The sequence below is a fragment of the Paenibacillus sp. SSG-1 genome (genome assembly GCF_002224835.1).
In the GTDB taxonomy this organism is placed as follows: Bacteria; Bacillota; Bacilli; order Paenibacillales; family Paenibacillaceae; genus Paenibacillus_AQ; species Paenibacillus_AQ favisporus.
The window spans coordinates 4093262-4116694 of record NZ_MBRK01000001.1 but is presented as its reverse complement, the minus strand read 5'-3'; the positions used below and the strand labels follow the sequence as shown (position 1 = coordinate 4116694).

Below are 23433 nucleotides of genomic sequence, written 5' to 3'. Positions count from 1 at the left end.
CTTCTTTCGGCCCGGGAAGATCATGATATCTTTTCGGGCAGCGGAAGAGGCTTTTCATTTTGGATCGCACAGCCTGTCCGCTGTGATCTAACGCCGAGAGGCGTTTTTTTCGTGCTGCGAAAGGCGTGTGATCTTTCTGGCTTGAACTTCCCTGGAAAGCTTCATAAACCGGGCTTTGCGCGCATAAGGTGTAGAGTACAGGAAGGGGGAAGACCTTCGTATGGCCGGGATCAGCCGCAGGCTGCGGAAGTGGACGAACGAAATGCTGGATGTTCCGCAGGACGTTTTGTTCGATCTGCCGCGCATCACTATGGTGGGAAACAAAGAACTCTATATCGAAAATCATCGGGGCGTCCGGCATTTTTCACCCGATAAAATGGTCCTTTCCCTGTCCCAGGGACTGCTCGAGATCGAAGGCTCCGGGCTTATGATCCGGTCGATTCTGCCGGAAGAAGTGATGATCGAAGGATCGGTAACGAACATTAAATATACAGGAACGGAGGAGAGTCCATGAAAATCCCGACGTTAACCCGGGTTCGCGGCTGCGTGCGGATTGCTGTCCGGGGGGAGCATGTGGAGTATTTCATCAATGCATTGGCGGAGAACGGTGTACCGGTATGGGACATCGAGCCCAAAAACGGAAATTTGGCAGAGATGAAGGTGCTGCTGAGGGATTTTCATGCTCTTCGTCCCTTGTTGAAACGGACAGGCTGCCGGGTGCATGTACAGGGCCGGATCGGTTTGCCCTTTACGCTGGTCAAGCTGTATAAGCGCAAGTTTTTTATGGTGGGCATCGTGCTTTTTTTCGTTCTGCTCTTCCTGCTGTCGTCGATGGTGTGGAACGTCAGGGTAACCGGCAACGAAAAGATCGCGACCGAAGACGTGCTCGAAGCGGCGAAGAAGGAGGGGGTCCGCCCGTTCCAGTGGATTTTTCGCTTAGATTCGCCGGACAAGCTGTCGCGTGAGCTGAGCATCCGGCTTCCGGGCACGTCCTGGATCGGGGTGGAGCGCAAGGGCACCACCATTACGATCCAGATCGTGGAGGCGGCCGAACCGCCGAAGCAGCCGCTGACCGACCCGCGCCATCTGGTCAGCCGGACGGACGCGGTCGTCACGAGCATCTATGCGGAGCAGGGTCGGCCGCTCGTCGAGAAGAACTCCCGTGTGAAAAAGGGACAGGTGCTCATATCGGGCATTCTTGGCGTTGACGGTGGAAACACCGAGGTCGTCGTGGCCAAAGGGGAGGTCAAAGGGCTGGTTTGGCACGAATACAGCCTTACGGTTCCGCTAGTCCAGAAGCATAAAGTGTACACCGGGGAAAGAAAGACCAAGTCTTATTTTGTGATCGGTGACCGCGCGGTGCAGCTGTGGGGCTACGGAAAGGATCCGTACAAGGCTTCCGAAACGCTAACGGAGCATGATCCTCTGACCTGGCGCTCCTTCAAGCTCCCCGTCGGATGGATGACGGAAAAAGTCATGGAAGTGCGGGAAAGCCAAGAAACACTGACCGTCGAAGAGGCCAAAAAACAGGGATTGGACGGAGCCGTGCGGGATATTTTGGCGAAATATGGGACGGATTCGCAGATCATCAGCCAAAAAATTTTGCATGAGAAGAAAGAGAATGGTAAAGTTTATATGAAAGTGCTTTTCGAGGTGGAAGAGAAGATTGCCGAAGAGCTTCCCATAGTTCACAACCAAGGAGAATGAGGCTATTTGTCAGAAAAAAATCACAGCGCACAAATCTTACTTCAAAGTGCAAGCGAAGGGATGTCCATTTTCGGACCGCAAGACACCTTTCTGAAGATGATCGAAGCGGAGATTCCCGCCCAGATCGTGTCGAGGGAAGCGGAAATTACCGTCCGCGGCAGCGACCGCGACGTGCAGGTGCTGACCGAGCTGTTTGAGGTGCTTCTCCAGCTTGTCCGCAACGGTTACATTCTGACCGAACGCGACGTATCCTATGCGATCGATTTGGCGAAGGACTTCCGGGCGGATCAGCTGCTCGACCTGTTCAAGGGTGAAATCACGACCACGTTCCGGGGCAAACCGATCCGGGTCAAGACGATCGGCCAGAAGCACTACGTCACCACGATCCGCAAGCGTGACATTGTATTCGGCATCGGGCCTGCGGGAACAGGCAAGACCTATCTAGCGGTTGTTTTGGCGGTTGCGGCCTTGAAGGAGGGCTCCGTCAAGCGGATCGTGCTGACGCGTCCGGCTGTCGAAGCGGGGGAAAGCCTGGGCTTTCTGCCGGGTGACCTTCAGGAGAAGGTAGACCCGTATTTGCGTCCGCTGTACGATGCGCTCTATGACGTTATGGGACCTGAACAGACTGCAAAGTCGCTGGAACGGGGATTGATTGAGATCGCTCCGCTCGCCTATATGCGGGGACGGACGCTGGATGATTCTTTTATCATATTGGACGAGGCCCAGAACACGACACCTGAACAAATGAAAATGTTTCTTACCCGTCTTGGGTTCGGCTCGAAGATGGTCATCACGGGCGACGTAACCCAGATTGACCTGCCGAGAGGCAAGAAGTCCGGGCTGGTTGAAGCCAAGTCGATCTTGAGCGGCATTGAAGAGATCGGGTTTGTGCAGTTCGCCGAGCAGGATGTCGTGCGTCACTCCCTAGTGCAGAAAATCATTGTTGCTTACGACAAAGCTGCAGAAAACCAAGATTAGAGGGGATTATCTTTATGACTTCGAAAGAAGCGTCATCAGGCAAATCTTTCTCAACTAAAAATATCGGATGGAAACATAGCGCGGCAACCCGCTATGTTCTCTTTTTATGTCTGGCCATTCTGTTCTACGTGAGCCTGGCGCCGGATCTGCTTCCGGAAAAATACAATATTCAGGTCGGCACGCACAGCGAGAAGGAAATTACGGCGCCGATGCAGATTCCGAACAACAAAGCGACCCTGAAGGCGCAGGAGGAAGCTGCCGAACGCGTGCAGCCGATTTATACCATCGTTCCGATCCGGAACGACAGCCTGATCGCCTCGCTGCTTGACCGGATCGACAAGCTCAATCAGGACGACCAGGTTTCCCGGGAGGACAAGGTGGCGATCTACCGTCAGGAGATTCCGCAGCGCGCCCAGGACTTTGTGCAGAACTACGTCAATAATACGCGGAGTTCGGGTACCTATTCCGAAGCGCTGCTGAACGAAATGCTGAGGGTGACCAACCAGCAGGTCTATAAAATTCCGGAAGAGACCTTCATCAAAATTCCGCGTCTGACCTCTTCCGATATTACCGAGATGAAGCCGGTGGCGCGCGAAATCGTATCGCGGCTGACCAACGACCAGATCGTGGACGCCCAGACCGCAAGGGCCAAGGTGGCCGAGCTGGTCAGCACGAGCTCTCTGAGCCAGCGCACCGCGCGCGAGGTAGTGCAGGAGCTGTCGAAGATCGCGATTACGGCCAACAAGTTCTATGACGAAGAGGCGACGAAGGAAGCCAAAGTTCAGGCCCGGGAAAATACCCCTACGGTATATATCAAGCAGGGCGGCGTGCTTGTCGCCAAAGGCGAGCTGATTACGGAAGAGCTGTACAACCTGCTGGATGATAACGGCCTGCTCAAAAATGACGTCAACTATTGGCCGCAGTTTGGGCTGCTGCTTTTGTCTCTTCTGCTGGCCTTAGGACTCATGATGTTTATCCGCCAGCTTAACGGGGGCAAGTTTGGGTATAACAATTCCCAGCTGCTGATGCTTGTTCTTATTTTTATTATTACGATCGTTTCCATGCATGTCGCCGGCATTTTGCAGAGCAGCGAGCGCCCCTATCTGGGCTATTTGGCGCCGGTTGCCATCGGTTCGATGCTGGTCACGCTGCTGCTGGACATGTCGCTCGCGTTTTTCTGCGCCATGATCTTCAGTATTCTATCCAGCGTCATCCTGAATGTGCATCAGGGGCAAATGTTTGATTTTAAGTTCGGCTTGTTCTCGCTGATCGTATCCTACGTGGCGATTTTTACGATCCATAAGGCAAGCCAGCGGTCGACCCTGCTGAAGGGCGGGATCATGGTTTGCTTGTTCGGCTCGTTGACTGTATTTTTGATTAATTTGATCGACAATGATGACTGGCAGCAAATGTCGACGCTGTACGCGCTGGGGTTTGCCTTTGCAGGCGGACTGCTGACTGCGATTCTGGTCATCGGCCTCATGCCGTTTTTTGAGGTCACGTTCGGCATTCTGTCAGCCCTGAAGTTGGTGGAGCTGTCGAATCCGAATCACCCGCTTCTGCGTAAGCTGCTTACCGAAACGCCGGGAACGTACCACCACAGCGTCATGGTTGGCAATTTGTCGGAGGCGGCGGCCGAAGCGATCGGCGCCAACGGGCTGCTGTGCCGGGTCGGATCGTATTACCATGATATTGGGAAGACGAAACGGCCAAGCTATTTTATAGAAAACCAGAACAATATGGAGAACCCCCACGACTCGATCGATCCGAAGCTGAGCAAGTCGATCATTATTGCGCATGCGAGGGACGGGGTCGAAATGCTCAAGGATTATAAGCTGCCGAAGCCGATTCGTGATATCGCCGAGCAGCACCATGGCACCACCTTCCTGCATTTCTTCTACCACAAGGCGCTTCGTCTGGCGGAGGAGCAGGGCAAAGAGCCGGATTTCACGGAAGAGGATTTCCGTTACCCCGGTCCGAAGGCTCAGTCCAAAGAGTCGGCCGTCATCGGTATCGCGGACAGCGTCGAAGCTGCCGTGCGGTCCCTCCGTAATCCGACCGTCACTCAGGTGGAATCGGTGATCGAGAAAATCATCAAGAGCCGGCTGGACGATCACCAGTTTAACGAGTGCGATCTGACGATGAAGGAATTGGATATTATCGCAAAGACGCTGAAAGAAAGCGTCATGGGGATTTTCCACTCCCGGATCGAGTATCCGGAAGAGATTAAGAAAACGAAGATGGATGAAGAGAATAGAAGGAGCGGTTGAAAGATGGGTCTGCATCTGGCTTGGAACAATGAACAAAATGAGCATCCGGTCAGCGAGGAGCTGATTGCCACGCTGGAGGTCATCCTGCAGAAGGCGGGAGAAGCGGAAGGCGTGGAGGACGGCGAAGTGGCGCTCACATTCGTCGACGATAAGCAGATTCATGAGCTGAACCTCGAGTACCGAGGCATCGACCGTCCGACGGACGTCTTGTCCTTCGCAATGAACGAGAGCCTGGACGAAGAGCTGGACATCGTGTATGAGCTGGAACAGGACGAGGAGCTGCATGATATGCCGGAGGTGCTCGGCGACATCATTATCTCCCTCGACCGGGCCAAGGCGCAAAGTGAAGAATACGGTCACTCCGTGGAGCGTGAAATCGGCTTCCTGTTCGTTCACGGATTTCTGCACTTGCTCGGGTACGACCATCAGGATGCGGAAAGCGAAGCGGAGATGATGGGCAAACAGGAGGCTGTCCTGGCCCAGGTGGGGTTGACTCGGTAATGGCCAAGCGCTCCTTCCTTGCTTCATTCAGTTATGCCGCGGAAGGAATCGGATACGCATTGAAAACCCAGCGGAACATGCGGTTTCATGCCGTGGCGGCGGTTGTGGTCATTGCCGCTGCCGCCCTGCTGCAGCTGACGTGGCAGAGGTGGCTGTTCCTGCTCGTCGCGATCACGATGGTGATGGCCGCCGAGCTGCTGAACACCGCCGTCGAGGTCGTTGTGGATATGGTTTCACCGGAGCCGCATCCTATGGCGAAGGCGGCGAAAGATACCGCAGCCGGCGCCGTGCTGCTGACGGCTATCTTTGCCGTCGTCGTCGCCATTATTGTGTTCTATCAGCCTGTCGCAGCATGGCTGGGAAGTCAACATTAGAAGTTACAGGAGGAATCATACTATGGACACAGCTCAATTAATGCAAGAAGCGATCAAGGCACGGACCAAGGCCTACACCCCTTATTCCCACTTCGGCGTAGGAGCGGCCCTGCTGGACGCCGAGGGCCATATCCATCACGGCTGCAACGTGGAGAACGCGGCGTACGGGCCGACCAACTGTGCGGAACGGACCGCGCTGTTTCGCGCTGTCGCAGACGGACATCAGCCGGGCAGCTTCCAGGCGATTGCCGTTGTTGGAGATACCGAAGGTCCGATCTCGCCGTGCGGCGTGTGCCGCCAGGTCCTGGTGGAGCTGTGTGCTCCCGACATGAAAGTCATCATGGGCAATCTGAAGGGGGACATCCAGGAAACCACGGTGCGGGATCTGCTGCCGGGTGCGTTTGGACCTTCCGACTTGAAACACAGTGACAACGAATAAGCTGCACGATCTATTGGAATACACACATATAAAACCTGGGGCCCCATCTTTGGCAGCCGGTGAGCATCAATGCTTCGCCGCGGTACGAAGAATGCGGGCCCTGATGGTCTTCCTGCTTAAGGAAGCATTATAGGAGGGTAATGACTTACATGGCGAAACCGTCATTCAAATCAGGCTTTGTAGCCATTATTGGCAGACCGAACGTGGGGAAATCGACGCTGATGAATCAAGTCATCGGCCAGAAAATCGCCATCATGTCGGATAAACCGCAAACGACGCGCAACAAAATTCACGGCGTATATACGACGGATCACTCCCAAATCGTGTTTCTTGATACGCCGGGTATTCACAAGCGCCAGTCCAAGCTTGGCGATTTCATGAACAATACCGCGCTGAATACACTGCAGGAGGTCGAGGCCGTACTGTTCCTGGCCGATACGTCCGAAGGTTTCGGGGGCGGCGACCGCTATATCATCGAGCAGCTGAAGAAGGTGAAGACGCCGGTCATTCTCGTGCTCAACAAAATTGACAAAATCGAGCCTCCGGCGCTGCTTCCGATTATCGAGGAGTACCGCAAGCTGCATGATTTCGCCGAAATCGTGCCGATTTCGGCCATGCTGGGCAATAACGTGAACACCTTGCTCGAGCAGGTGGAGAAGTATTTGCCCGAAGGGCCGCAGTACTATCCGGAAGATCAGGTCACGGACCATCCCGAGCAGTTCGTCTGCGCGGAGCTGATCCGGGAGAAAATTTTGCATATGACCCGCGAAGAGGTTCCGCATTCCATCGCGGTCACGATCGAAGATATGCGCGTGCAGGACAACGGCGTCGTGTATATTTCGGCGGTGATTTTCGTGGAACGGGATTCGCAGAAGGGTATCATTATCGGCAAGCAGGGCTCGCTGCTGAAGGAAGTCGGCAAGCAGGCGCGGCAGGATATCCAAAACCTGCTTGGCTCGAAAATTTTCCTCGAGCTGTGGGTAAAAGTGAAAAAAGACTGGCGCAACCAAGAGCGGGTTCTTCGCGATCTGGGCTTTAACCGCGACTAGTGAGCATCCGATGCCAGGCGGGGGGAATCCCGGCTTGGCAGGAATTGCAACACATAGTTTCACGGCTTTCGTAACATCCTATTTTTTGAAGATGCAGACGCCATTTCCGAAGAAAGGATGAATACGAATGCGAGATTTTTCGTGGAAGTATTTTGCGATGACTGGAGATGTGGATGCTTACTTGCTCTATAAACAGGCCGCCGGCATGACGGCGGATGAAGCGGAGACGGCGGCTGCGACGCAGCTGTTGGATGAGACGGATACCTATGAAGAGAACGAATGATCTTTGGCTGCTCCGGGAATGGCTGGGGGAAGAAGCATGCTATACAGGGTGGAAGGGATCGTCATCCGCAGCATGGACTACGGCGAAGGGAACAAAATTATTACGATTTGCACCGAAAACGCGGGTAAAGTAGGCGTACTTGTCCGTGGCGCCAAAAAGGTGAAAAGCCGCCATGCTGCACTGACACAGCTGTTTACGACAGCGGAATACGTATTTTTCAGAAACGGCACGGGACTCGGCACGCTGAACGCAGGGGAAATTATGCAGTCCCATCACGTGCTGCGCGAGGACATCGTTCTTGCCGCTTATGCCTCCTACGCCTGCGAGCTGCTTGACCGCGTGCTTCAGGACGAGGAGACGGGGAGCTTCTGGTTCCAGCAGCTTAAGGCGTGTCTAGATGCGCTGGAAGATGGCAAAGACCCCGCCGTCATTATCAACTTGTATGAGATGAAAATATTGCAGACTGCAGGATACGGTCCCGAACTGTCATCCTGCATTTCTTGTGGAAGGGATATTTCACCACAGGAGGAACGGTATTGGGTGAGTCCGCGGCTCGGAGGCGTACTGTGCCGGGCGTGCAAGCACCTGGATTCTCAGGCCATGGGGATTTCGCCCCGGACGATGAAGCTGCTGCGTCTGTTTGCCCAGCTCGATTTGCGGCGCCTCGGCCACGTCGATGTGAAGGAAGAGACCAAGGCGGAGCTGAAAGCCGTCATGCGGGTATTTATGGATATGCAGCTGGGGCTGAATTTGAAGTCGCGGGGTTTCCTCGATCAGATGGAGAAGTACGGGCTGTAGGATCTGTTGCAGGAGATCTTGACTATCGGAATCATTTCCTGTAGTATATATTAAGTTTCTAATTAAATTGTCTGACACGCAATGATCGAAGAAGTAGTGGGTCTTCCATTCCTGTTAGCGAGCCGGGGAGGGTGCAAGCCTGGCGGAAGGAATCCATGAATCGGCACTTCGGGAGTGTGAAATGAAATCGGAAAAGTGGGTTGTTCCTAGCTCAAGCGAGGGGCAGCCAAGTAGGGTGGAACCGCGGGATCAGCTCTCGTCCCTATGTCTGTACAACAGGCATAGGGCGGGAGCTTTTTGTTGTACAGAAATGTGATCATTATTGACGGGTATCCGTCCATTCCCCCCAATTTTCAATGAAGGAGAGTCGTATATGAACTTTCAGCAGATGATTCTGACGCTGCAGCAGTTCTGGGCCAATCAGAATTGCATTATCGTGAATCCCTATGATACGGAAAAAGGGGCCGGCACGATGAACCCGATGACGTTTTTGCGTTCTCTCGGACCGGAACCCTGGAAGGTAGCGTATGTAGAACCTTCCCGCCGGCCATCGGACGGCCGTTACGGGGAGAACCCGAACCGGCTCTATCAGCATCACCAGTTCCAGGTGATCATCAAGCCGAGCCCGGACAACATTCAGGAGCTGTATCTCGACAGCCTGAAGGCGCTCGGAGTGGATGCGCTCGACCACGATATCCGCTTTGTCGAGGACAACTGGGAGAACCCTTCGCTAGGATGCGCGGGTCTCGGCTGGGAAGTATGGCTGGACGGTATGGAAATTACCCAGTTCACATACTTCCAGCAGGTGGGCGGTATCGAAACGAACCCGGTCGCCGTGGAAATTACCTACGGGATGGAGCGCCTGGCTTCCTACATTCAGGAGAAGGAGAACGTATTTGACCTGGAGTGGGTTGACGGCATTTCTTACGGTGATGTGTTCCATCAAGCGGAAGTGGAGCATTCCACGTATACGTTTGAAGTGTCCGACGTGAAAATGCTGTTTACGCTGTTTAACATGTACGAGCAGGAAGCAGGCAAGGCGATGGAGCGGAATCTCGTATTTCCGGCATACGACTACGTCCTGAAATGCTCGCACACGTTCAACCTTCTCGACGCAAGGGGAGCCATTAGCGTTACGGAGCGTACCGGCTATATTACGCGGGTGCGCAATCTGGCCCGCCAGGTGGCGGCAACCTACATGGAGGAGCGCGAGAAGCTCGGCTTCCCGCTGCTGAAGAAAGGAGGCGACCTGAATGTCTAAGGACCTGTTGTTTGAAATCGGCCTGGAGGAAGTGCCGGCACGGTTTTTACGCGCAGCGATGGAGCAATTGGAAGAACGTATGGTGAAATGGCTGGAGCAGTCCCGGATCGCCTACGGCGAAGTTCACTCCTACGCAACCCCCCGCCGCTTGGCCGTGCTTGTTAAATCGGTAGCGGAGAAGCAGGAGGACGTGCAGGAGGAAGTGAAGGGCCCGTCCCGCAAAATCGCCCTCGACGAGAACGGCAACTGGAGCAAAGCCGCGCTTGGCTTCGCCCGCGGACAAGGCGTAGATCCCGAGCAGTTTACGTTCAAAGAGCTGAACGGCGTGGAATATATTTACGTCACGAAGAGCAGCAACGGTGTTGAGACTTCTGCGCTGCTGTCTGAGGCACTGCTCGGCATCCTCTCTTCGATGACATTCCCTAAGCATATGCGCTGGGGCAGCTATGAATATAAATTTATCCGTCCGATCCGCTGGATTACAGCCCTGTTCGGCACAGACGTGATTAATCTGGAAGTGACCGGCGTGAAGTCGGGCAACGTGACCCGCGGCCACCGTTTCCTCGGAACGGAAGCCGTCGTGCCGGAAGCCGGCGCTTACCAGGAAGTATTGCGCGGCCAGCACGTCATCGTAGACGTGAAGGAACGCGAAGGCATGATTCTGGAGCAGATCGAGTCGCTTGCTGCAGAGAAAAACTGGACCATTGCGGTCAAGGACGATCTGCTGGAGGAAGTGCTGTTCCTGGTGGAAACCCCGACGGTGCTTTTCGGAACATTCGATCCGTCCTTCCTGAACATTCCACAAGAAGTACTGATCACTTCCATGCGGGAGCATCAGCGTTACTTCCCTGTTCTGGATGGGCAGGGGCAGCTGCTGCCGTTCTTCGTAACGGTGCGCAACGGCGACAAGCGGTCGCTTGACGTGATCGCCAAAGGGAACGAAAAGGTGCTTCGCGCCCGCCTGTCGGACGCCAAGTTCTTCTATGAGGAAGACCAGAAGCTGGAGATCAAGGACGCGCTCTCCAAACTGGAAAGCATCGTCTTCCACGAGGAAATCGGCACGGTTGGCGATAAGGTCCGCCGGATCCGCCGTATCGCCGACCAGATCGGAGAAGCGCTGCAAATTTCCGGCACGGACAGCGAATCGGTAAGCCGTGCTGCGGACATCTGCAAGTTCGACCTCGTTACGCAAATGGTGTATGAATTCCCTGAACTGCAAGGGGTCATGGGCGAAGACTATGCCCGCAAAGCCGGCGAACGGGAAGACGTCGCGAAGGCGGTATTCGAGCATTACCAGCCGCGTTCGGCATCGGACGACGTTCCGTCCAGCCTGGTGGGTTCCATCGTCAGCATTGCGGACAAAATCGACACGATCGTCGGCTGCTTCTCGATCGGCATCATCCCGACCGGCTCCCAGGACCCTTATGCGCTGAGACGCCAGTCCCAGGGCATCGTGCAGATTTTGCTGGCTAAGCAGATGCCGCTCACGCTGTCCCAGCTGTTCGGCATCGCGCTCGGCGTGCATGCAGAGCTTCGCAGCTTGGACCGCCAGCCGGACGACATCCGCAAGGATCTGGCCGAGTTCTTCAGCCTCCGCGTGAAGAAACTGCTCTCCGAGACGCTCCGCTACGACGTGGTGGACGCGGTCATTTCCGCCGGATTCGACGATGTCATCTCCGTTGTATCCCGCGGGGAAGCGCTGATGCAGGCGGTTAACAGCGGAGACGACTTCAAGACGACGGTTGAATCCTTCAATCGGGTCAGCAATCTGGCAGCCAAAGCGGAAAAGGCAGAAGTTCAGGAGCCGCTCTTCGTGGAAGAGGCCGAGTCTAATCTGTTCCGCGCATGGCAGTCCATCACCGACGATTACCATGCAGCGCTGTCGGAGCGGGATGGCGCCAAAGCCCTTGCGCTTCTTGCCGACATTAAGGAAGCCGTTACGAAGTTTTTCGATTCCGTCATGGTCATGGCCGAGGATGAGCGGGTCCGGGCTAACCGTCTGGGTCTATTGGCATCGATCGACCGCGATTTGAAGCAGTTTGCCGATTTTAACAAGCTGGTGTGGTAAACCTGTAAAGGTTTCGGGTAAAAGAATACGGAAGCGGGACGAAACAAATCGGTCCCGTTTTCGTATCTTTTTCATGTATATAGATTGAACTGAAGTTTTTCATTCAGCTTCCTGTTTTATTTTTCTTTAGTTCATTCTATGCACCCAAAAGTTTCCTGCAGCACTGTCAGAAGTTGTAATGTCCGTCCCGGAAGGATTTTTATAGGACAGGCTCGTATATAATAGTACGGAATACCAAGAATGACAGGTGGGCTCGAATCGGCTATGGATGACAGACAAATCGTTGTGGACGGCGATGCCTGTCCGGTGAAACAGGAGATTGCCGCAGCAGCTAAGGCTTTGGGCGTTCCCGTGCTGATGGTCTCTTCGTTCGATCACTTGATCCAGGCCGGGGAGGGTGTGCGGACCGTTCAGGTGGACCGGAGCGATCAGAGCGCCGACCTATACATCGCCAATCATATCCGCCGGGGGGACGTTGTGATTACCCAGGACTACGGACTGGCCGCCTTGGCCTTGTCGAAACATTGCTATGTGCTCTCCTTTCGGGGCATGGAGTTTCATAACGAGGACATCGAGTTTATGCTCGACCGCAGGCACCATCAGGCCAAAGCGCGTAGGAGCGGCAAGCATTCCAAAGGTCCGAAACCGATCACGGCGGAGGATAAAAGAATTTTTCAACAGAAACTGACAAAACTTTTGCAGGATTTGCAGGAGAACGTATAACGATAGCGAATTATATTTTACGTGCAAAAAGAGATGAAGGTGGTTATGATGAGTGCCGGACATGGAAGCATTCCGGAGAAGGTCATCGACGCGGTGCTGGAGCAGCATGATATCGTCGATACGGTAAGCAGGTACGTTCATCTGACCAAGCAGGGGAAATACATGAAAGGCCTCTGCCCGTTTCATTCGGAGAAAACACCGTCTTTCACGGTCACGCCTGAGCGGCAAATCTTTTACTGCTACGGCTGCGGCAAGGGTGGAAATGCCATCAAATTCAGGATGGAAATCGAAGGATTATCTTTTCCCGAAGCCGTTAAAGTCATGGCGGAAGAGAGCCACATCGCGGTACCGGAAGGGCTGGGGGGACCGGCGCATCAGCCGAATCCCGAGAGAGACCGCCTGCTTCAGGCCTACGAATGGACAGCGAAGTTTTATCACTATTTACTGAAAAATACGGAGCATGGCAAGGCAGCCATGGATTATTTGCGGCAGCGGGGCTTCACTGACAAGATGATCGATTTGTTCCAGATCGGGTACGCTCCGGATACGTGGAATACGCTGGTCCAGTTTCTGTCCAGGCGCTCCTTTGATCTCGAAGAGGCGGAGAAGGGCGGATTGCTGACCAAGCGCAGTGACGGCGGGGATTACTTGGACCGTTTCCGGGACCGGATCATGTTTCCGATCCATGACCGCAGCGGCAAGGTGATCGCTTTCGCCGGCAGGATTCTCGGCGAAGGGCAGCCGAAGTATTTGAATTCGCCTGAGAGCAAGCTCTTTAACAAAAGCCGGACGCTGTACAACCTGCATCAGGCCAGACCGTCCATTCGCAAATCGCGGCAGATCGTTCTTTTTGAAGGATACGGGGACGTGATCTCGGCATGGGAGGCAGGGGTTCAGAACGGCGTAGCCACGATGGGGACGTCCTTAACGGAGAATCACGCCTCTCTGATGAAGACGATGGCGGACGAAGTGCTGGTGTGTTACGACGGAGACCGGGCCGGACAAGCTGCGGCAATGAAGGTGATTCCGCTGCTTGAAAACGTGGGGCTGAACATCAGGATCGCGGTGCTCAGCGATGGGCTGGATCCTGACGAATTCATCCGTAAATACGGGGCGGAACGGTTCATGCGGCAGATTATCGAGGGCGCCGTTTCAACTACAAAATTTAAGCTTATATATCTGAAAAAAAACCATATACTCCTAGAAGAAGATGGAAAAATCGCCTACACGAAGGAAGTCCTGCCCATCATCGCGGTGCTGCCTTCTTCCACCGAACGGGAAGTATATTTAAGGGAATTATCTTCAGAATTGCAGCTTTCCTTTGACAGCTTGAAGCAGGATTGCAACGAGATCCGCCAGTCGATGCAAAAAAACATGCCGGATGGGGATAATAACGACAAAAGGTGGAATAATGGTAGGCATAAAAAAGGGCATGTTCCCGCGCCGACATTACTGCCGGCTTATCATACCGGAGAACGTCGCCTTTTAGCCATGATGCTGCAGGATGCCGAGGCCGCCCGCTACGTGGAAGAACGGCTTGGGGACGCGTTTAACATTGATGATCATGCAGCGATTGCTGCTTATCTATATGCCTATTATGCACAGGGCAAATCACCGGATATCAGCCGGTTTATGTCGTCGCTCCACGACGATCGCCTCGAGAAAACCGTCAGCTCCATCTCCATGATGGATATGCCGCGGGAGTGGAGCGTGCAAGAGCTGGATGATTGCATTCGGGAGGTACAAAAGGTCCCGCAACAACGGAAAATAGAGCAGAAGAAAGAAGAAATGATATCTGCCGAACGGTCCGGAGACTTTTTGCGTGCTGCACAAATTGCAAGTGAGATTATAGCCCTAGAGAGACAGTAATCGTTGGCTTCGATGGTTTCTAGGGAGGAGGGAGTCGAAATATGGCGAATGATCAGCATACTGAACTAGAGACAGAATTTACGCTTGATCAGGTAAAGGATCAGCTGATTGAGCAGGGTAAAAAGAGATCGTCACTGAATTACAAAGATATTATGGAAAAACTATCGCCGTTCGACCAAGACCCTGAACAGATGGATGAGTTCTATGAGCATCTGGGCGATTTGGGTATTGAAGTGGTCAATGAGAATGACGAGGAAGTCAGCAATTTGCGTCAAGGCGACGACCATGAAGGTAGCGACAACGACGACTTTAATTTTGACGATGACCTGTCTTTGCCGCCAGGCATTAAGATCAACGATCCCGTACGGATGTATCTCAAGGAAATCGGCCGGGTGCCTCTCTTGTCCGCTGACGATGAGGTGGAACTGGCTAAGCGGATTATGAACGGGGACGAGGAAGCGAAGCGCCGGCTGGCTGAAGCGAACCTGCGTCTCGTTGTCAGTATCGCCAAACGCTACGTCGGCCGCGGCATGCTCTTCCTTGATTTGATTCAGGAAGGCAACATGGGCCTGATCAAGGCCGTTGAGAAATTTGACCATAATAAAGGGTTCAAATTCAGTACGTATGCCACTTGGTGGATTCGCCAGGCCATTACGCGCGCGATCGCGGACCAAGCGAGAACGATCCGGATTCCGGTTCATATGGTGGAAACGATCAACAAGCTGATCCGGGTATCCCGTCAGCTGCTGCAGGAATTGGGGCGCGAACCAACGCCGGAGGAAATCGCGGCCGAGATGGAACTCAGTGTGGAGAAGGTTCGGGAAATCATGAAGATTGCCCAAGAGCCGGTGTCGCTTGAGACGCCGATCGGGGAAGAGGATGATTCCCACCTGGGGGATTTTATCGAGGATCAGGAGGCGCTTGCTCCTGCGGATGCGGCGGCCTACGAGCTGCTGAAGGAACAGCTGGAAGACGTGCTCGATACGCTGACTGAACGTGAGGAGAATGTGCTCCGGCTTCGTTTCGGTCTGGATGACGGCCGGACCCGGACGCTTGAAGAAGTGGGCAAAGTGTTTGGCGTTACCCGTGAACGGATTCGCCAAATCGAAGCCAAAGCGCTCCGGAAGCTTCGCCATCCAAGCCGCAGCAAACGGCTTAAGGATTTTCTCGAATAGCGAAACCAACTTGGACCTTCTGCGGCGTGCCGCCAGCAAGGTCCTTTTTTTAGATATAAGATTGGATATAAGCTTTGGAGGTTGGGCTTTCTTATATCGCAGCGAGCAGGCTATGTATTTCTTAGGCTTCGGCCGGACAGCCTGCTTGTAAGTTCTGTTTTCTTTTAGAATTATTTCCTTAATTTGTTTTTATTTTAGCGCTTTTAACGAGCCAATGCAAATGATCTGGACATTTATCCAAAGATTGGAAGTGTGTATTGCAGGGGGCCGCTTCCGCCTCTGCCGCTGCCGATTTGCAGAGAGGACCTGCCGTTTGGTAGGGTAAAGGAAGGGATAAAAATAACTGATGGTGACGGTGGACATATGAAATTATCAAGAAGATTACAGCTTATTATGGAGCAGATTCCCGATGGAAGCCGCCTCGCGGATATTGGCTCGGACCACGCGCTTCTGCCGGTAGCAGCCGTTGAGGCGGGGCGAGCTATAAAGGCCGTGGCGGGAGAAGTCAATCAAGGCCCGCTACAGGCGGCGGCCAAGCAGGTAGCCGAAGCTGGACGGGGCGAGGACATTTCGGTGCGGCTCGGAGACGGTCTGGCGGTCATTTCGCCGGGGGAAGTGGATGTGATTACGATCGCCGGCATGGGCGGGAGCCTGATCGCGAGCATTTTAAACGAGGGGCAGGACAAACTGTCCGGGGTGAAGCGGCTCATCCTGCAGCCGAACGTCGGCGAAGATTTGCTGCGCCGGTGGCTGCTCGATCATGCCTGGGTGCTGGTGTCCGAGATGATTATCGAGGAAGACGGCAAAATATATGAGATTTTGACAGCTGTACCGGAGCATTCATCACCCCTACGGTCGAATGAGGAGTTGTACCGGGAGCGCTCATGGAAGGGCGGGGAAGCCAGCGGGGACGTAATCCTTTCGAGGGAGCTGTTGATCCGCATGGGTCCTTGGCTGCTGGAGCAGCCAAATGAAGTGTTTGTGGCCAAATGGCAGGGCGAACTGGTGAAGATGGAAGGCATCCTGAAGTCCGTGTCGTCCTCCAAGTTACCCTCTGCTGCAGCCAAGGCCAGAGAGCTGACCGAAGAAATGAAACAAATCACGGAGGTGCTTGCATGTTTGCAAAAGGACAAACGGTAATTCAATATATGGAGCAGCTGGCCCCCAAGCACTTGGCGGTGCCGGACGACCGGATCGGGCTGCAGCTGGGCAGCCTGCAGAAGGAGATCCGGAGCGTGCTGGTGGCGCTGGATGTCAATGACGAGGTGGTCGAGGAGGCTATTGCGATGGGCGCGGATTTGATCGTAGCTCATCACGCCATCATTTTCCGTCCGCTCAAACAGCTTCAGACCGACACCCCGATGGGAAAAATGTATGAGAAGCTGATCAAGCATGACATCGCCGTCTATATCAGCCACACCAATCTCGATATTGCCGAGGGAGGCATGAACGACTGGATGGCTGAAGCGCTTGGCATTGCCGACGGCGTACCGCTGGATGAGGTGCATGCTGAGAAGCTGTACAAGCTCGTCGTGTTTGTTCCGGCCGCCAATGCAGAGAAGGTCCGGACCGCCATGCTGGACGCAGGAGCGGGTGCTATCGGTAATTACAGCCACTGCAGCTTTAACGTGCAGGGCACGGGCACCTTTTTGCCACAGGAAGGAACGGAACCTTATATCGGCAAGCCAGGGAAGCTGGAGCAGGTGGAAGAGGTTCGGATCGAGACCATCGTCCCCCAGGGGATCCGAAACAAGATCGTTCAGGCGATGATCAAGGCGCATCCTTATGAAGAGGTGGCTTACGATCTGTATCCGGTTGACTTGAAAGGGCGCAGTTACGGGCTTGGCCGGGTAGGAAAGCTTCGGGAACCGGTGACGCTGGCCGAATTCGTCGACGTGGTCAAGGAAAAGCTGGATGTGCCGCATGTCCGGGTCGTTGGCGACTTGAACCGTAAGATCGGCAAGGCCGCCGTTCTTGGCGGATCTGGCAGCCGCTACGTGAATTCCGCGATATTCCGGGGGGCTGACGTGCTCGTGACCGGAGACATCGATTATCACACCGCGCAGGATGCGCTGATGGCCGGGATTGCCCTGATCGATCCGGGGCACAATGCCGAGAAAATCATGAAGGCCAAAACAGCCGAATGGCTGCAGGCCAAGCTGTCGGACAGCCGCTATGATACGAAAGTCGCCGCGTCCCAAATCAACACCGAGCCGTTCCGCTTTATGTAAAAACGGTAATTTCCGTTAAATTAATAGGCATTTGCCATTGTGTCCGGCGGCAATTCCTAGTATAATATTTTTTGTTGTCCGGAAAGTTTGACAGACAATCGCTGGCGGCGCGTAAGGCGCCGCGAGAGGAAAGTCCGGGCTCCGTAGGGCAGGGTGCTGGATAACGTCCAGTCAGCGCGAGTTGAAGGATAGTGCCACAGAAATGGACCGCCGATGGCTGCTGCTTGCAGCAGCACAGGCAAGGATGGAACCGAGGTGTAAGAGACCCCGAGGAGCGTTGGTGACTTCGTTCCTGGTAAACCCCACCTGGAGCAAGACCTAATGGAACGCAGCTTCTTCGAGAAGCAGCCTTTGCCCGAGGCGCGTTCGGGTTGGTCGCTGGAGCCAATCAGTAATGGTTGGCCTAGATAGATGATTGTCGCTTATCCGTGGGAGGGTAGTTCCCGAATGCACCACGACGAGCACAGAACCCGGCTTACGTAAAACTTTCCTAACTGCCAACAGTTCTTATTAGGATGACGTAATCAAGGCGGTATCCCGTAATTTTACGGGATACCGCCTTTTTGCCGTCCGATCACCGGGCCAAGCCTGTTTTAGACGGATACCTTTCAGCTAAGGACAAACGTACAATCCCGATTAGGATCTCCATAATAGACTATATTAAATTTATGAAGGGAGATGCTTATCGAATGAGCCACTGCTTTAATTGTCCTCCTGCAGATCCGGTTTATACCGATCCGACTGTGGTTTATCAAGATTATTACTATCCGCAGGTCGTTCCGATTGTCCACACGGTTGAAATTGTAAAAAGACATCACTGTGTTCCCGTCCCTAAACACTGCTATAACTATGTCGTTCGCGACGAAAACATTATAGGTACCGTTTCCGCTTACAGAGGTCCGAAACGCGCAGCCCGCAAGTCGAGAGCCAAACGTACACGGTAACTCGTGCTCTAAAAAAGGCAACCCGCTCCTGATAGGGGCGGATTACCTTTTTTTGCCGGAATTTATTTGGTTTTCATGCTCTCACTGCCCATGATCGAATTCATCTGGTTCTGTACATGCTGAGGCCACAACTGAAGCGGAGAATTGCCGCCACCTGCTGCCTGCAGCGCTCTATAGATATCAATTTGACCGTTGCCGTAATATTTGTCATGTCCTTTCGGCCCAAGATCAATGGTGCTTTGGCACATAATGTCCATCACTTGTTTATTGGTCAAGTCCGGGTTCCGCGAGCGGATCAGCGCGGCCATGGCAGCGACATGCGGACTGGCCATCGACGTACCGGACAGGGCGGCGTACTGGTTACCCGGATAGGTGCTGGCAATGCTCGTCCCTGGCGCGGCTACGTCGATATAATCCCCGTAATTGGAATAGGAGGCTTTCTTCATGTTCGCATCGGTCGCAGCAACGGCGAGTACTTCGGGATAGGCCGCAGGGAAGCCCGGCCGCTCGGTGTTGTCGTTCCCTGCCGCGGAAACGAGCACGACGTCCTTGTCGTAGGCGTATCTCACCGCATCGTGCAGGAACTGGGAATCGGCGTAGTTGCCCAAGCTCAGATTAATGACTTTGGCTCCATGATCCGCCGCCCAGATGATGCCTTCCGACACCGAATAGGTCGTGCCCGATCCGGATTTATCGAGCGCCTTCACCGGCAATATTTTGTTATACCAGCTGATGCCGGCCACGCCTTCATTATTGTTGACGACGGCCCCGATGATGCCGGCCACATGCGTGCCGTGACCTACATCGTCCAGCGGGTCGCTGCCGGGATCCACGACGTTGTAGCCGGACAGCAGCTGGCCTTGAAGATCCGGATGGTTAATGTCTGCACCGGTGTCCACGATACCGACAATAACATCGTTGCTTCCTTTGGATAAATCCCAGCCCTGGTTCGTTTCGATCGCTGGGAGGTTCCACTGGTACTTCGCAAACAGCAGGTCATTCGGCACGTTCGGAAGGCTGCCTGTTTCCGGCACGGTATCGTTGGTTAAATATAAATAATGCGGTTCTACATAATGCGGATTCCAGTGGTTTAAGAAATATACCTTCAACTGGCTGTAATCCATCGTACTGGAACGGAAGACGTAAGCATATCCGAGTTTTCGGGCGGATTCCGCTTTGACGTCACCTTTGATCCGGTTCATCTCGTCCGGAGACGGGTCCTGGCGGAAGCGGACGACGATTTCGTTCTCGTAGAAGTGGCTTGCGTTTTCGTTATCATGTCCCGTCTTGACGGTCAAATCGCGCAGCGTGTCGGCGTGAACCGATTCGACTTTAAATTTGCCCTCTCTCGGGTAAGGGATCAGCCGCAGGTTTTTCTTCTGATGATTTTCCACGTCGAGCAGTATTTTTTGATTCATTAAGGCGATGACGCTCTGATTGCTTTTGGCCGACGGTTCTGCGATGACGAAGTACTGCTTGCCCGCCATTTTGAAGGAGGGGGACTGGTACGACTGGTGATTCTTTACCTGCTGCTTGGCTATACTTAAATAATGATCCAGCCTTTTCCTGTCCTGGGAGGTCCAAGAGTCTTCTTTTTTGGCAAATTTAAGCGGTTGATTCAGCTTAGGATCCTGCCACACCAGCATGGAAAAATGGTCATGAGTTTTCTGCAAATTCCGTACATAATCGGTAATCTGCTTTGGCTTTGCGCTGCCCAGATTGTTCATCATCGCCGTCAGATGCTGTCTCGCATCCAGCCGGGTCAAATGGTCGGTTGAAGCGATATCCTGCGCCATCATGCTGTTCTTTAAACGATGCTCCTGATGCGGAGCCGGAACCGGAGGGGATTCGGCGGCCTGCTGCCGGCTGTCCGAGCGCGGGAGCAGCAAAAATAACGCGAGCGCGCCGCAAACGGTTGCCGTTCCGATGCCCACCCATTTTCCTTTCGACATAAAAAGTACCTCCTTGAGAATGATAAGTACCTTTAGCGTGAGAAATGGGAAGCTATTTTATACCCCGGCGGCCGACTCAGGCAAAAACCTGCTCAATTCGTCCAAATCGTGACCAGAAAGGGATACCGTTCCAGTTTGTTTTATGTTAGGATAGTACATGAAAATTGATCCTTGTTTCAAACGATGGTGATGAAATTTCGGATCCTCTCCAGGACCGAAAGGAACAAATTAAGGGGGAGCTAATTAGCTATGTCAGCAGGTAATGTTCAAAAATTGTGTGAGACCACGAAAGAGAAGCTGAAATCCGCGATCGAGAAACTGGAACAATTCCTCAATGAGAATTCGATTCCGCAGCTTGCGCCAGACAATAATGAGGAAACGCTGCAATTTTACAAAGGATTTTTGTCTGACCTGCGGCATCTTCTGGTTTTCTCCGAAGTATCAGCCGAGAAACTGGGAATTGCGTTGCGCCGTGCCAATTTTGACACTGATTTTGCTGAAAAAGCTCTCTATAATGTGTATCATCATTGCGTTAACAACTTCTTTTATCCGAAAAGCGAAAGCTATTCCGAAGATGGGCGTTATGCATACACGGGACAGGACGCTATCCGTTTCCGGGTAAAACCGGTTCGGCCGGTAAGAGACATCATTCTCGATATCACCAAAGTATATGAAGAGCTTCGGGACGATCTGACTTATTACGAAAGCGATTATTTAACGGAGCGCCGGATGCACAACCAGCGTTCGCACGCTTAAACCTTATACGATTACACCAAAGATGCCTGATGATGGCATCTTTTTTTATTTTCCTCATGACGACCATCAACTGACAAGATGCAGCAGGGATACGCCGATATGGAGCAGGGGACAATGAAGCTTGAGGTGATAAATAATGAAGGATCCAAGAACCTACGTAAAATGCAGCGTCAGCAACTGCAGCTACTGGGGTGAAGAGAACGTCTGCAAAGCCGAGCAAATCCTGATCGAAATCGACAAGCACGCCTCCGCCAAGTACAGCGAGGAGTACGGCAGCGAGCTTGGAGAGCACAAAGACCGGGCTGTAAATTCTTCGGCTACCTGCTGTCTGACCTTCAAGCCCAAAACTTCTTAATTCAAGCGCCCGACTTCATTTATGCACTTATCCATTTGTCGTGAGGAGGCTTCTAATCATGGATGAATTCAACAAACGAGAGCAGGAACACAAGACGGACAGCCCATTCGCAGGACAAGGAATCACTCCCGTTTCAACGAATAACGTTTCCCGCACGAATCACCGAGAAGAATATGCAGCTGAAGCGGGTACTACTCCCTCTGCAACCCGGGATAACGAGTTCCGGCAGGCGATCGCCACACGGATCCGTACCGATTACCCGCGCAGGGACGCCCATAAAGAGGAGTATGCCTCAGAGGTAACATCCCCTGAAGTCACAAGCCGTGAGGCCGGATATTCGGTCCGGGACGACCGGAAGGCGGATGCCGCTGTGAAGAGAACGGATTTGTACAAAAAAGACCGCGAGGAGTACGCGGCAGAAGTAGCTCCAGCACCATCGGTCCGCAGGGACGAGGTCCGTACCTCGGATGATGCCGAAAACCGGAACGCCGTTCAAAACTATGGACGTACAGCCGGTTATGTCGGTGTAGGCTTCGGCGTCCTGTCCTTGTTTATGTGGTCCATTATCCTGGGCCCGCTGGCTGCGGTCATCGGCTTTTATGCGTACAGCCAAGGCAGCAAGGTATGGGGCGGATGGGCGATGGGACTCGGCATTTTGGCGACGATCAGCTACTTTGTGCTGGTTCCATTCGCACGGTAAATCAAACGGGCATAAAGCGTCTTTGGCCGCTGATGAAGCGGCTGAGGGCGCTTTTTTCATGTCAGCGTTTTTTGGAAGAGGTCTGGCGCAAGACGGCGGAATCATGGTAAAATAAATCCAATCCGCATGGACGAGATTATGAGGGAAAATGAGGTTTGAGATGATGCAAATCGATCCGGCTGCAGCGCAGCAGTTGTTGGCAATGCAGGACAACAGCCGTATTCAAAATAGAGACGAGCTTCTCCAGGACATTATCGAGAATGGCAGCACCTCTGATTTTGGTGTTATTCTGAACCAGCTGCTGGATGACTCCAGCGCGGCAGCTGCAGAAATCGATGCTTCCGTACAACCGACGGTGCCCGGCGTATCGTGGAGTGACGGTCTGCTGTGGCAGCAGCTGGGAGAGGCGAATACCTCGCCGGTGGAACACGTTGACGAAGTGTCCAAGCCGGCGCATTCCGATTCCGGCTCCGGCAAATCGACCGCTTACAACGACTTGATTGAACAGGCAAGCCGCAAGTACGGTGTGTCCGAATCGCTAATCAAGGCCGTCATCGAGACGGAGTCCACCTTTAATCCGAATGTCGTATCTTCTGCGGGGGCCAAAGGCCTGATGCAGCTGATGGACGGCACGGCGCAAGGACTCGGGGTCAGCGATCCGTTCGACCCGGCGCAGAACATCGATGCCGGCACGAAATACCTTTCGTATCAGCTGAGCCGTTTCGGTGGGCAGGAAAATATGGCGCTGGCGGCATACAATGCGGGGCCTAACCGGGTGCTCAAACTCGGAGTATCGACCGATGCCGAATTGATGCAGCAATTGGACCGGCTTCCTGCAGAAACAAGGAACTATATCCGTAAAATTGCGGATGCCAGGGCAAAATATGAAGGTTAATACCAATCGCATAGCGTTTTAAGTTACGGGATCAAACTCGGGAGAACGGGAAGCGGCTCGATATGAAGCGCTTCTTCCGATGTTTGATCTCTTTATATTGCTTCG

Annotated in this window: 22 protein-coding genes and 1 other RNA gene; 22 read left to right on the top strand and 1 reads right to left on the bottom strand. The window is 53.6% G+C overall.

Translation table 11 applies throughout. The features are described 5' to 3' along the window. Positions 1 to 220 precede the first annotated feature (220 nt). From yqfC to rnpB, 18 genes are all read left to right on the top strand, one after another. Complete coding sequence (yqfC, locus tag BCV73_RS19135) at positions 221 to 514, top strand: sporulation protein YqfC (RefSeq protein WP_076169802.1); 294 nt, start codon at positions 221 to 223, stop codon at positions 512 to 514. Further along, on the top strand, positions 511 to 1707 hold the full coding sequence (gene yqfD / locus BCV73_RS19130) for a sporulation protein YqfD (protein ID WP_076169803.1): 1197 nt from the start codon (positions 511 to 513) through the stop codon (positions 1705 to 1707). The genes yqfC and yqfD overlap by 4 nt, the downstream gene beginning before the upstream one ends. Positions 1708 to 1767: 60 nt before the next feature. Then, positions 1768 to 2685: a PhoH family protein gene (locus tag BCV73_RS19125; protein ID WP_373309598.1), complete on the top strand. Its 918-nt coding sequence runs from the start codon at positions 1768 to 1770 to the stop codon at positions 2683 to 2685. 14 nt (positions 2686 to 2699) lie between these two features. Next, on the top strand, positions 2700 to 4955 hold the full coding sequence (locus BCV73_RS19120) for an HD family phosphohydrolase (RefSeq protein ID WP_089548212.1): 2256 nt from the start codon (positions 2700 to 2702) through the stop codon (positions 4953 to 4955). Positions 4956 to 4958: 3 nt separating this feature from the next. Further along, a complete protein-coding gene (gene ybeY, locus BCV73_RS19115; RefSeq protein WP_089548211.1) occupies positions 4959 to 5456 on the top strand; it encodes an rRNA maturation RNase YbeY in 498 nt (165 codons plus the stop codon). After that, a complete protein-coding gene (locus BCV73_RS19110; protein ID WP_076169807.1) occupies positions 5456 to 5830 on the top strand; it encodes a diacylglycerol kinase family protein in 375 nt (124 codons plus the stop codon). Before ybeY ends, BCV73_RS19110 begins: the two co-directional genes overlap by 1 nt. A gap of 22 nt (positions 5831 to 5852) precedes the next feature. Continuing rightward, the gene (locus BCV73_RS19105) at positions 5853 to 6269 is read left to right on the top strand and encodes a cytidine deaminase (RefSeq protein WP_076169808.1); all 417 of its coding nucleotides are present in this window, start codon (positions 5853 to 5855) and stop codon (positions 6267 to 6269) included. Between the two features lie 149 nt (positions 6270 to 6418). Next, entirely contained in the window at positions 6419 to 7318 is a 900-nt protein-coding gene (era, locus tag BCV73_RS19100; protein WP_089548210.1) for a GTPase Era, read from the top strand. A gap of 127 nt (positions 7319 to 7445) precedes the next feature. Then, complete coding sequence (locus BCV73_RS19095; RefSeq protein WP_076169810.1) at positions 7446 to 7601, top strand: YqzL family protein; 156 nt, start codon at positions 7446 to 7448, stop codon at positions 7599 to 7601. A gap of 36 nt (positions 7602 to 7637) precedes the next feature. Further along, entirely contained in the window at positions 7638 to 8399 is a 762-nt protein-coding gene (gene recO, locus BCV73_RS19090) for a DNA repair protein RecO (RefSeq protein ID WP_089548209.1), read from the top strand. Between the two features lie 373 nt (positions 8400 to 8772). Beyond that, positions 8773 to 9660: a glycine--tRNA ligase subunit alpha gene (glyQ, locus tag BCV73_RS19085; protein WP_076169812.1), complete on the top strand. Its 888-nt coding sequence runs from the start codon at positions 8773 to 8775 to the stop codon at positions 9658 to 9660. Continuing rightward, positions 9653 to 11728 (top strand): glycine--tRNA ligase subunit beta, encoded by a 2076-nt coding sequence (gene glyS / locus BCV73_RS19080; RefSeq protein ID WP_089548208.1) that lies wholly within the window; start codon positions 9653 to 9655, stop codon positions 11726 to 11728. The genes glyQ and glyS overlap by 8 nt, the downstream gene beginning before the upstream one ends. A 264-nt stretch (positions 11729 to 11992) precedes the next feature. Beyond that, on the top strand, positions 11993 to 12451 hold the full coding sequence (locus BCV73_RS19075; protein WP_089548207.1) for a YaiI/YqxD family protein: 459 nt from the start codon (positions 11993 to 11995) through the stop codon (positions 12449 to 12451). A 48-nt stretch (positions 12452 to 12499) separates the two neighbouring features. Beyond that, positions 12500 to 14320, top strand: a complete 1821-nt coding sequence (dnaG, locus tag BCV73_RS19070; RefSeq protein ID WP_076170145.1) for a DNA primase — start codon at positions 12500 to 12502, stop codon at positions 14318 to 14320. Between the two features lie 41 nt (positions 14321 to 14361). After that, positions 14362 to 15495 (top strand): RNA polymerase sigma factor RpoD, encoded by a 1134-nt coding sequence (rpoD, locus tag BCV73_RS19065; RefSeq protein WP_076169815.1) that lies wholly within the window; start codon positions 14362 to 14364, stop codon positions 15493 to 15495. A 363-nt stretch (positions 15496 to 15858) separates the two neighbouring features. Next, entirely contained in the window at positions 15859 to 16635 is a 777-nt protein-coding gene (locus tag BCV73_RS19060) for a tRNA (adenine(22)-N(1))-methyltransferase (protein WP_089548206.1), read from the top strand. After that, the gene (locus BCV73_RS19055; protein WP_089548205.1) at positions 16611 to 17726 is read left to right on the top strand and encodes a Nif3-like dinuclear metal center hexameric protein; all 1116 of its coding nucleotides are present in this window, start codon (positions 16611 to 16613) and stop codon (positions 17724 to 17726) included. The genes BCV73_RS19060 and BCV73_RS19055 overlap by 25 nt, the downstream gene beginning before the upstream one ends. 82 nt (positions 17727 to 17808) lie before the next feature. Continuing rightward, positions 17809 to 18219, top strand: an RNA gene (gene rnpB, locus BCV73_RS19050) — RNase P RNA component class A. Between the two features lie 513 nt (positions 18220 to 18732). On the opposite strand, the gene BCV73_RS19040 is transcribed toward rnpB, so the two are convergent. Then, positions 18733 to 20622 carry a S8 family peptidase gene (locus BCV73_RS19040; RefSeq protein WP_089548203.1) on the bottom strand — a complete coding sequence of 630 codons (1890 nt, stop codon included), beginning with the start codon at positions 20620 to 20622 and terminating at the stop codon, positions 18733 to 18735. 249 nt (positions 20623 to 20871) lie between these two features. Here BCV73_RS19040 and BCV73_RS19035 point away from each other — a divergent pair, with 249 nt between their 5' ends. The 4 genes from BCV73_RS19035 to BCV73_RS19020 all read left to right on the top strand — a co-directional run bounded on the left by BCV73_RS19035 (position 20872) and on the right by BCV73_RS19020 (position 23328). Beyond that, the gene (locus BCV73_RS19035) at positions 20872 to 21378 is read left to right on the top strand and encodes a YpuI family protein (RefSeq protein ID WP_076169820.1); all 507 of its coding nucleotides are present in this window, start codon (positions 20872 to 20874) and stop codon (positions 21376 to 21378) included. A 136-nt stretch (positions 21379 to 21514) separates the two neighbouring features. Next, positions 21515 to 21733 carry a DUF1540 domain-containing protein gene (locus tag BCV73_RS19030; protein ID WP_076169821.1) on the top strand — a complete coding sequence of 73 codons (219 nt, stop codon included), beginning with the start codon at positions 21515 to 21517 and terminating at the stop codon, positions 21731 to 21733. Positions 21734 to 21791: 58 nt separating this feature from the next. Next, positions 21792 to 22433: a hypothetical protein gene (locus tag BCV73_RS36140; protein WP_318672617.1), complete on the top strand. Its 642-nt coding sequence runs from the start codon at positions 21792 to 21794 to the stop codon at positions 22431 to 22433. 163 nt (positions 22434 to 22596) lie between these two features. Next, a complete protein-coding gene (locus BCV73_RS19020) occupies positions 22597 to 23328 on the top strand; it encodes a lytic transglycosylase domain-containing protein (protein ID WP_076170147.1) in 732 nt (243 codons plus the stop codon). Positions 23329 to 23433: the final 105 nt, after the last annotated feature.

Excerpts from the sequence above, each read along its gene's own strand:
- yqfC (WP_076169802.1), top strand. The coding sequence starts at position 221 with ATGGCCGGGATCAGCCGCAGGCTGCGGAAGTGGACGAACGAAATGCTG.
- yqfD (WP_076169803.1), top strand. The coding sequence starts at position 511 with ATGAAAATCCCGACGTTAACCCGGGTTCGCGGCTGCGTGCGGATTGCT.
- BCV73_RS19125 (WP_373309598.1), top strand. The coding sequence starts at position 1,768 with ATGTCCATTTTCGGACCGCAAGACACCTTTCTGAAGATGATCGAAGCG.
- BCV73_RS19120 (WP_089548212.1), top strand. The coding sequence starts at position 2,700 with ATGACTTCGAAAGAAGCGTCATCAGGCAAATCTTTCTCAACTAAAAAT.
- ybeY (WP_089548211.1), top strand. The coding sequence starts at position 4,959 with ATGGGTCTGCATCTGGCTTGGAACAATGAACAAAATGAGCATCCGGTC.
- BCV73_RS19110 (WP_076169807.1), top strand. The coding sequence starts at position 5,456 with ATGGCCAAGCGCTCCTTCCTTGCTTCATTCAGTTATGCCGCGGAAGGA.
- BCV73_RS19105 (WP_076169808.1), top strand. The coding sequence starts at position 5,853 with ATGGACACAGCTCAATTAATGCAAGAAGCGATCAAGGCACGGACCAAG.
- era (WP_089548210.1), top strand. The coding sequence starts at position 6,419 with ATGGCGAAACCGTCATTCAAATCAGGCTTTGTAGCCATTATTGGCAGA.
- BCV73_RS19095 (WP_076169810.1), top strand. The coding sequence starts at position 7,446 with ATGCGAGATTTTTCGTGGAAGTATTTTGCGATGACTGGAGATGTGGAT.
- recO (WP_089548209.1), top strand. The coding sequence starts at position 7,638 with ATGCTATACAGGGTGGAAGGGATCGTCATCCGCAGCATGGACTACGGC.
- glyQ (WP_076169812.1), top strand. The coding sequence starts at position 8,773 with ATGAACTTTCAGCAGATGATTCTGACGCTGCAGCAGTTCTGGGCCAAT.
- glyS (WP_089548208.1), top strand. The coding sequence starts at position 9,653 with ATGTCTAAGGACCTGTTGTTTGAAATCGGCCTGGAGGAAGTGCCGGCA.
- BCV73_RS19075 (WP_089548207.1), top strand. The coding sequence starts at position 11,993 with ATGGATGACAGACAAATCGTTGTGGACGGCGATGCCTGTCCGGTGAAA.
- dnaG (WP_076170145.1), top strand. The coding sequence starts at position 12,500 with ATGAGTGCCGGACATGGAAGCATTCCGGAGAAGGTCATCGACGCGGTG.
- rpoD (WP_076169815.1), top strand. The coding sequence starts at position 14,362 with ATGGCGAATGATCAGCATACTGAACTAGAGACAGAATTTACGCTTGAT.
- BCV73_RS19060 (WP_089548206.1), top strand. The coding sequence starts at position 15,859 with ATGAAATTATCAAGAAGATTACAGCTTATTATGGAGCAGATTCCCGAT.
- BCV73_RS19055 (WP_089548205.1), top strand. The coding sequence starts at position 16,611 with ATGTTTGCAAAAGGACAAACGGTAATTCAATATATGGAGCAGCTGGCC.
- BCV73_RS19040 (WP_089548203.1), bottom strand. The coding sequence starts at position 20,622 with ATGTCGAAAGGAAAATGGGTGGGCATCGGAACGGCAACCGTTTGCGGC.
- BCV73_RS19035 (WP_076169820.1), top strand. The coding sequence starts at position 20,872 with ATGTCAGCAGGTAATGTTCAAAAATTGTGTGAGACCACGAAAGAGAAG.
- BCV73_RS19030 (WP_076169821.1), top strand. The coding sequence starts at position 21,515 with ATGAAGGATCCAAGAACCTACGTAAAATGCAGCGTCAGCAACTGCAGC.
- BCV73_RS36140 (WP_318672617.1), top strand. The coding sequence starts at position 21,792 with ATGGATGAATTCAACAAACGAGAGCAGGAACACAAGACGGACAGCCCA.
- BCV73_RS19020 (WP_076170147.1), top strand. The coding sequence starts at position 22,597 with ATGCAAATCGATCCGGCTGCAGCGCAGCAGTTGTTGGCAATGCAGGAC.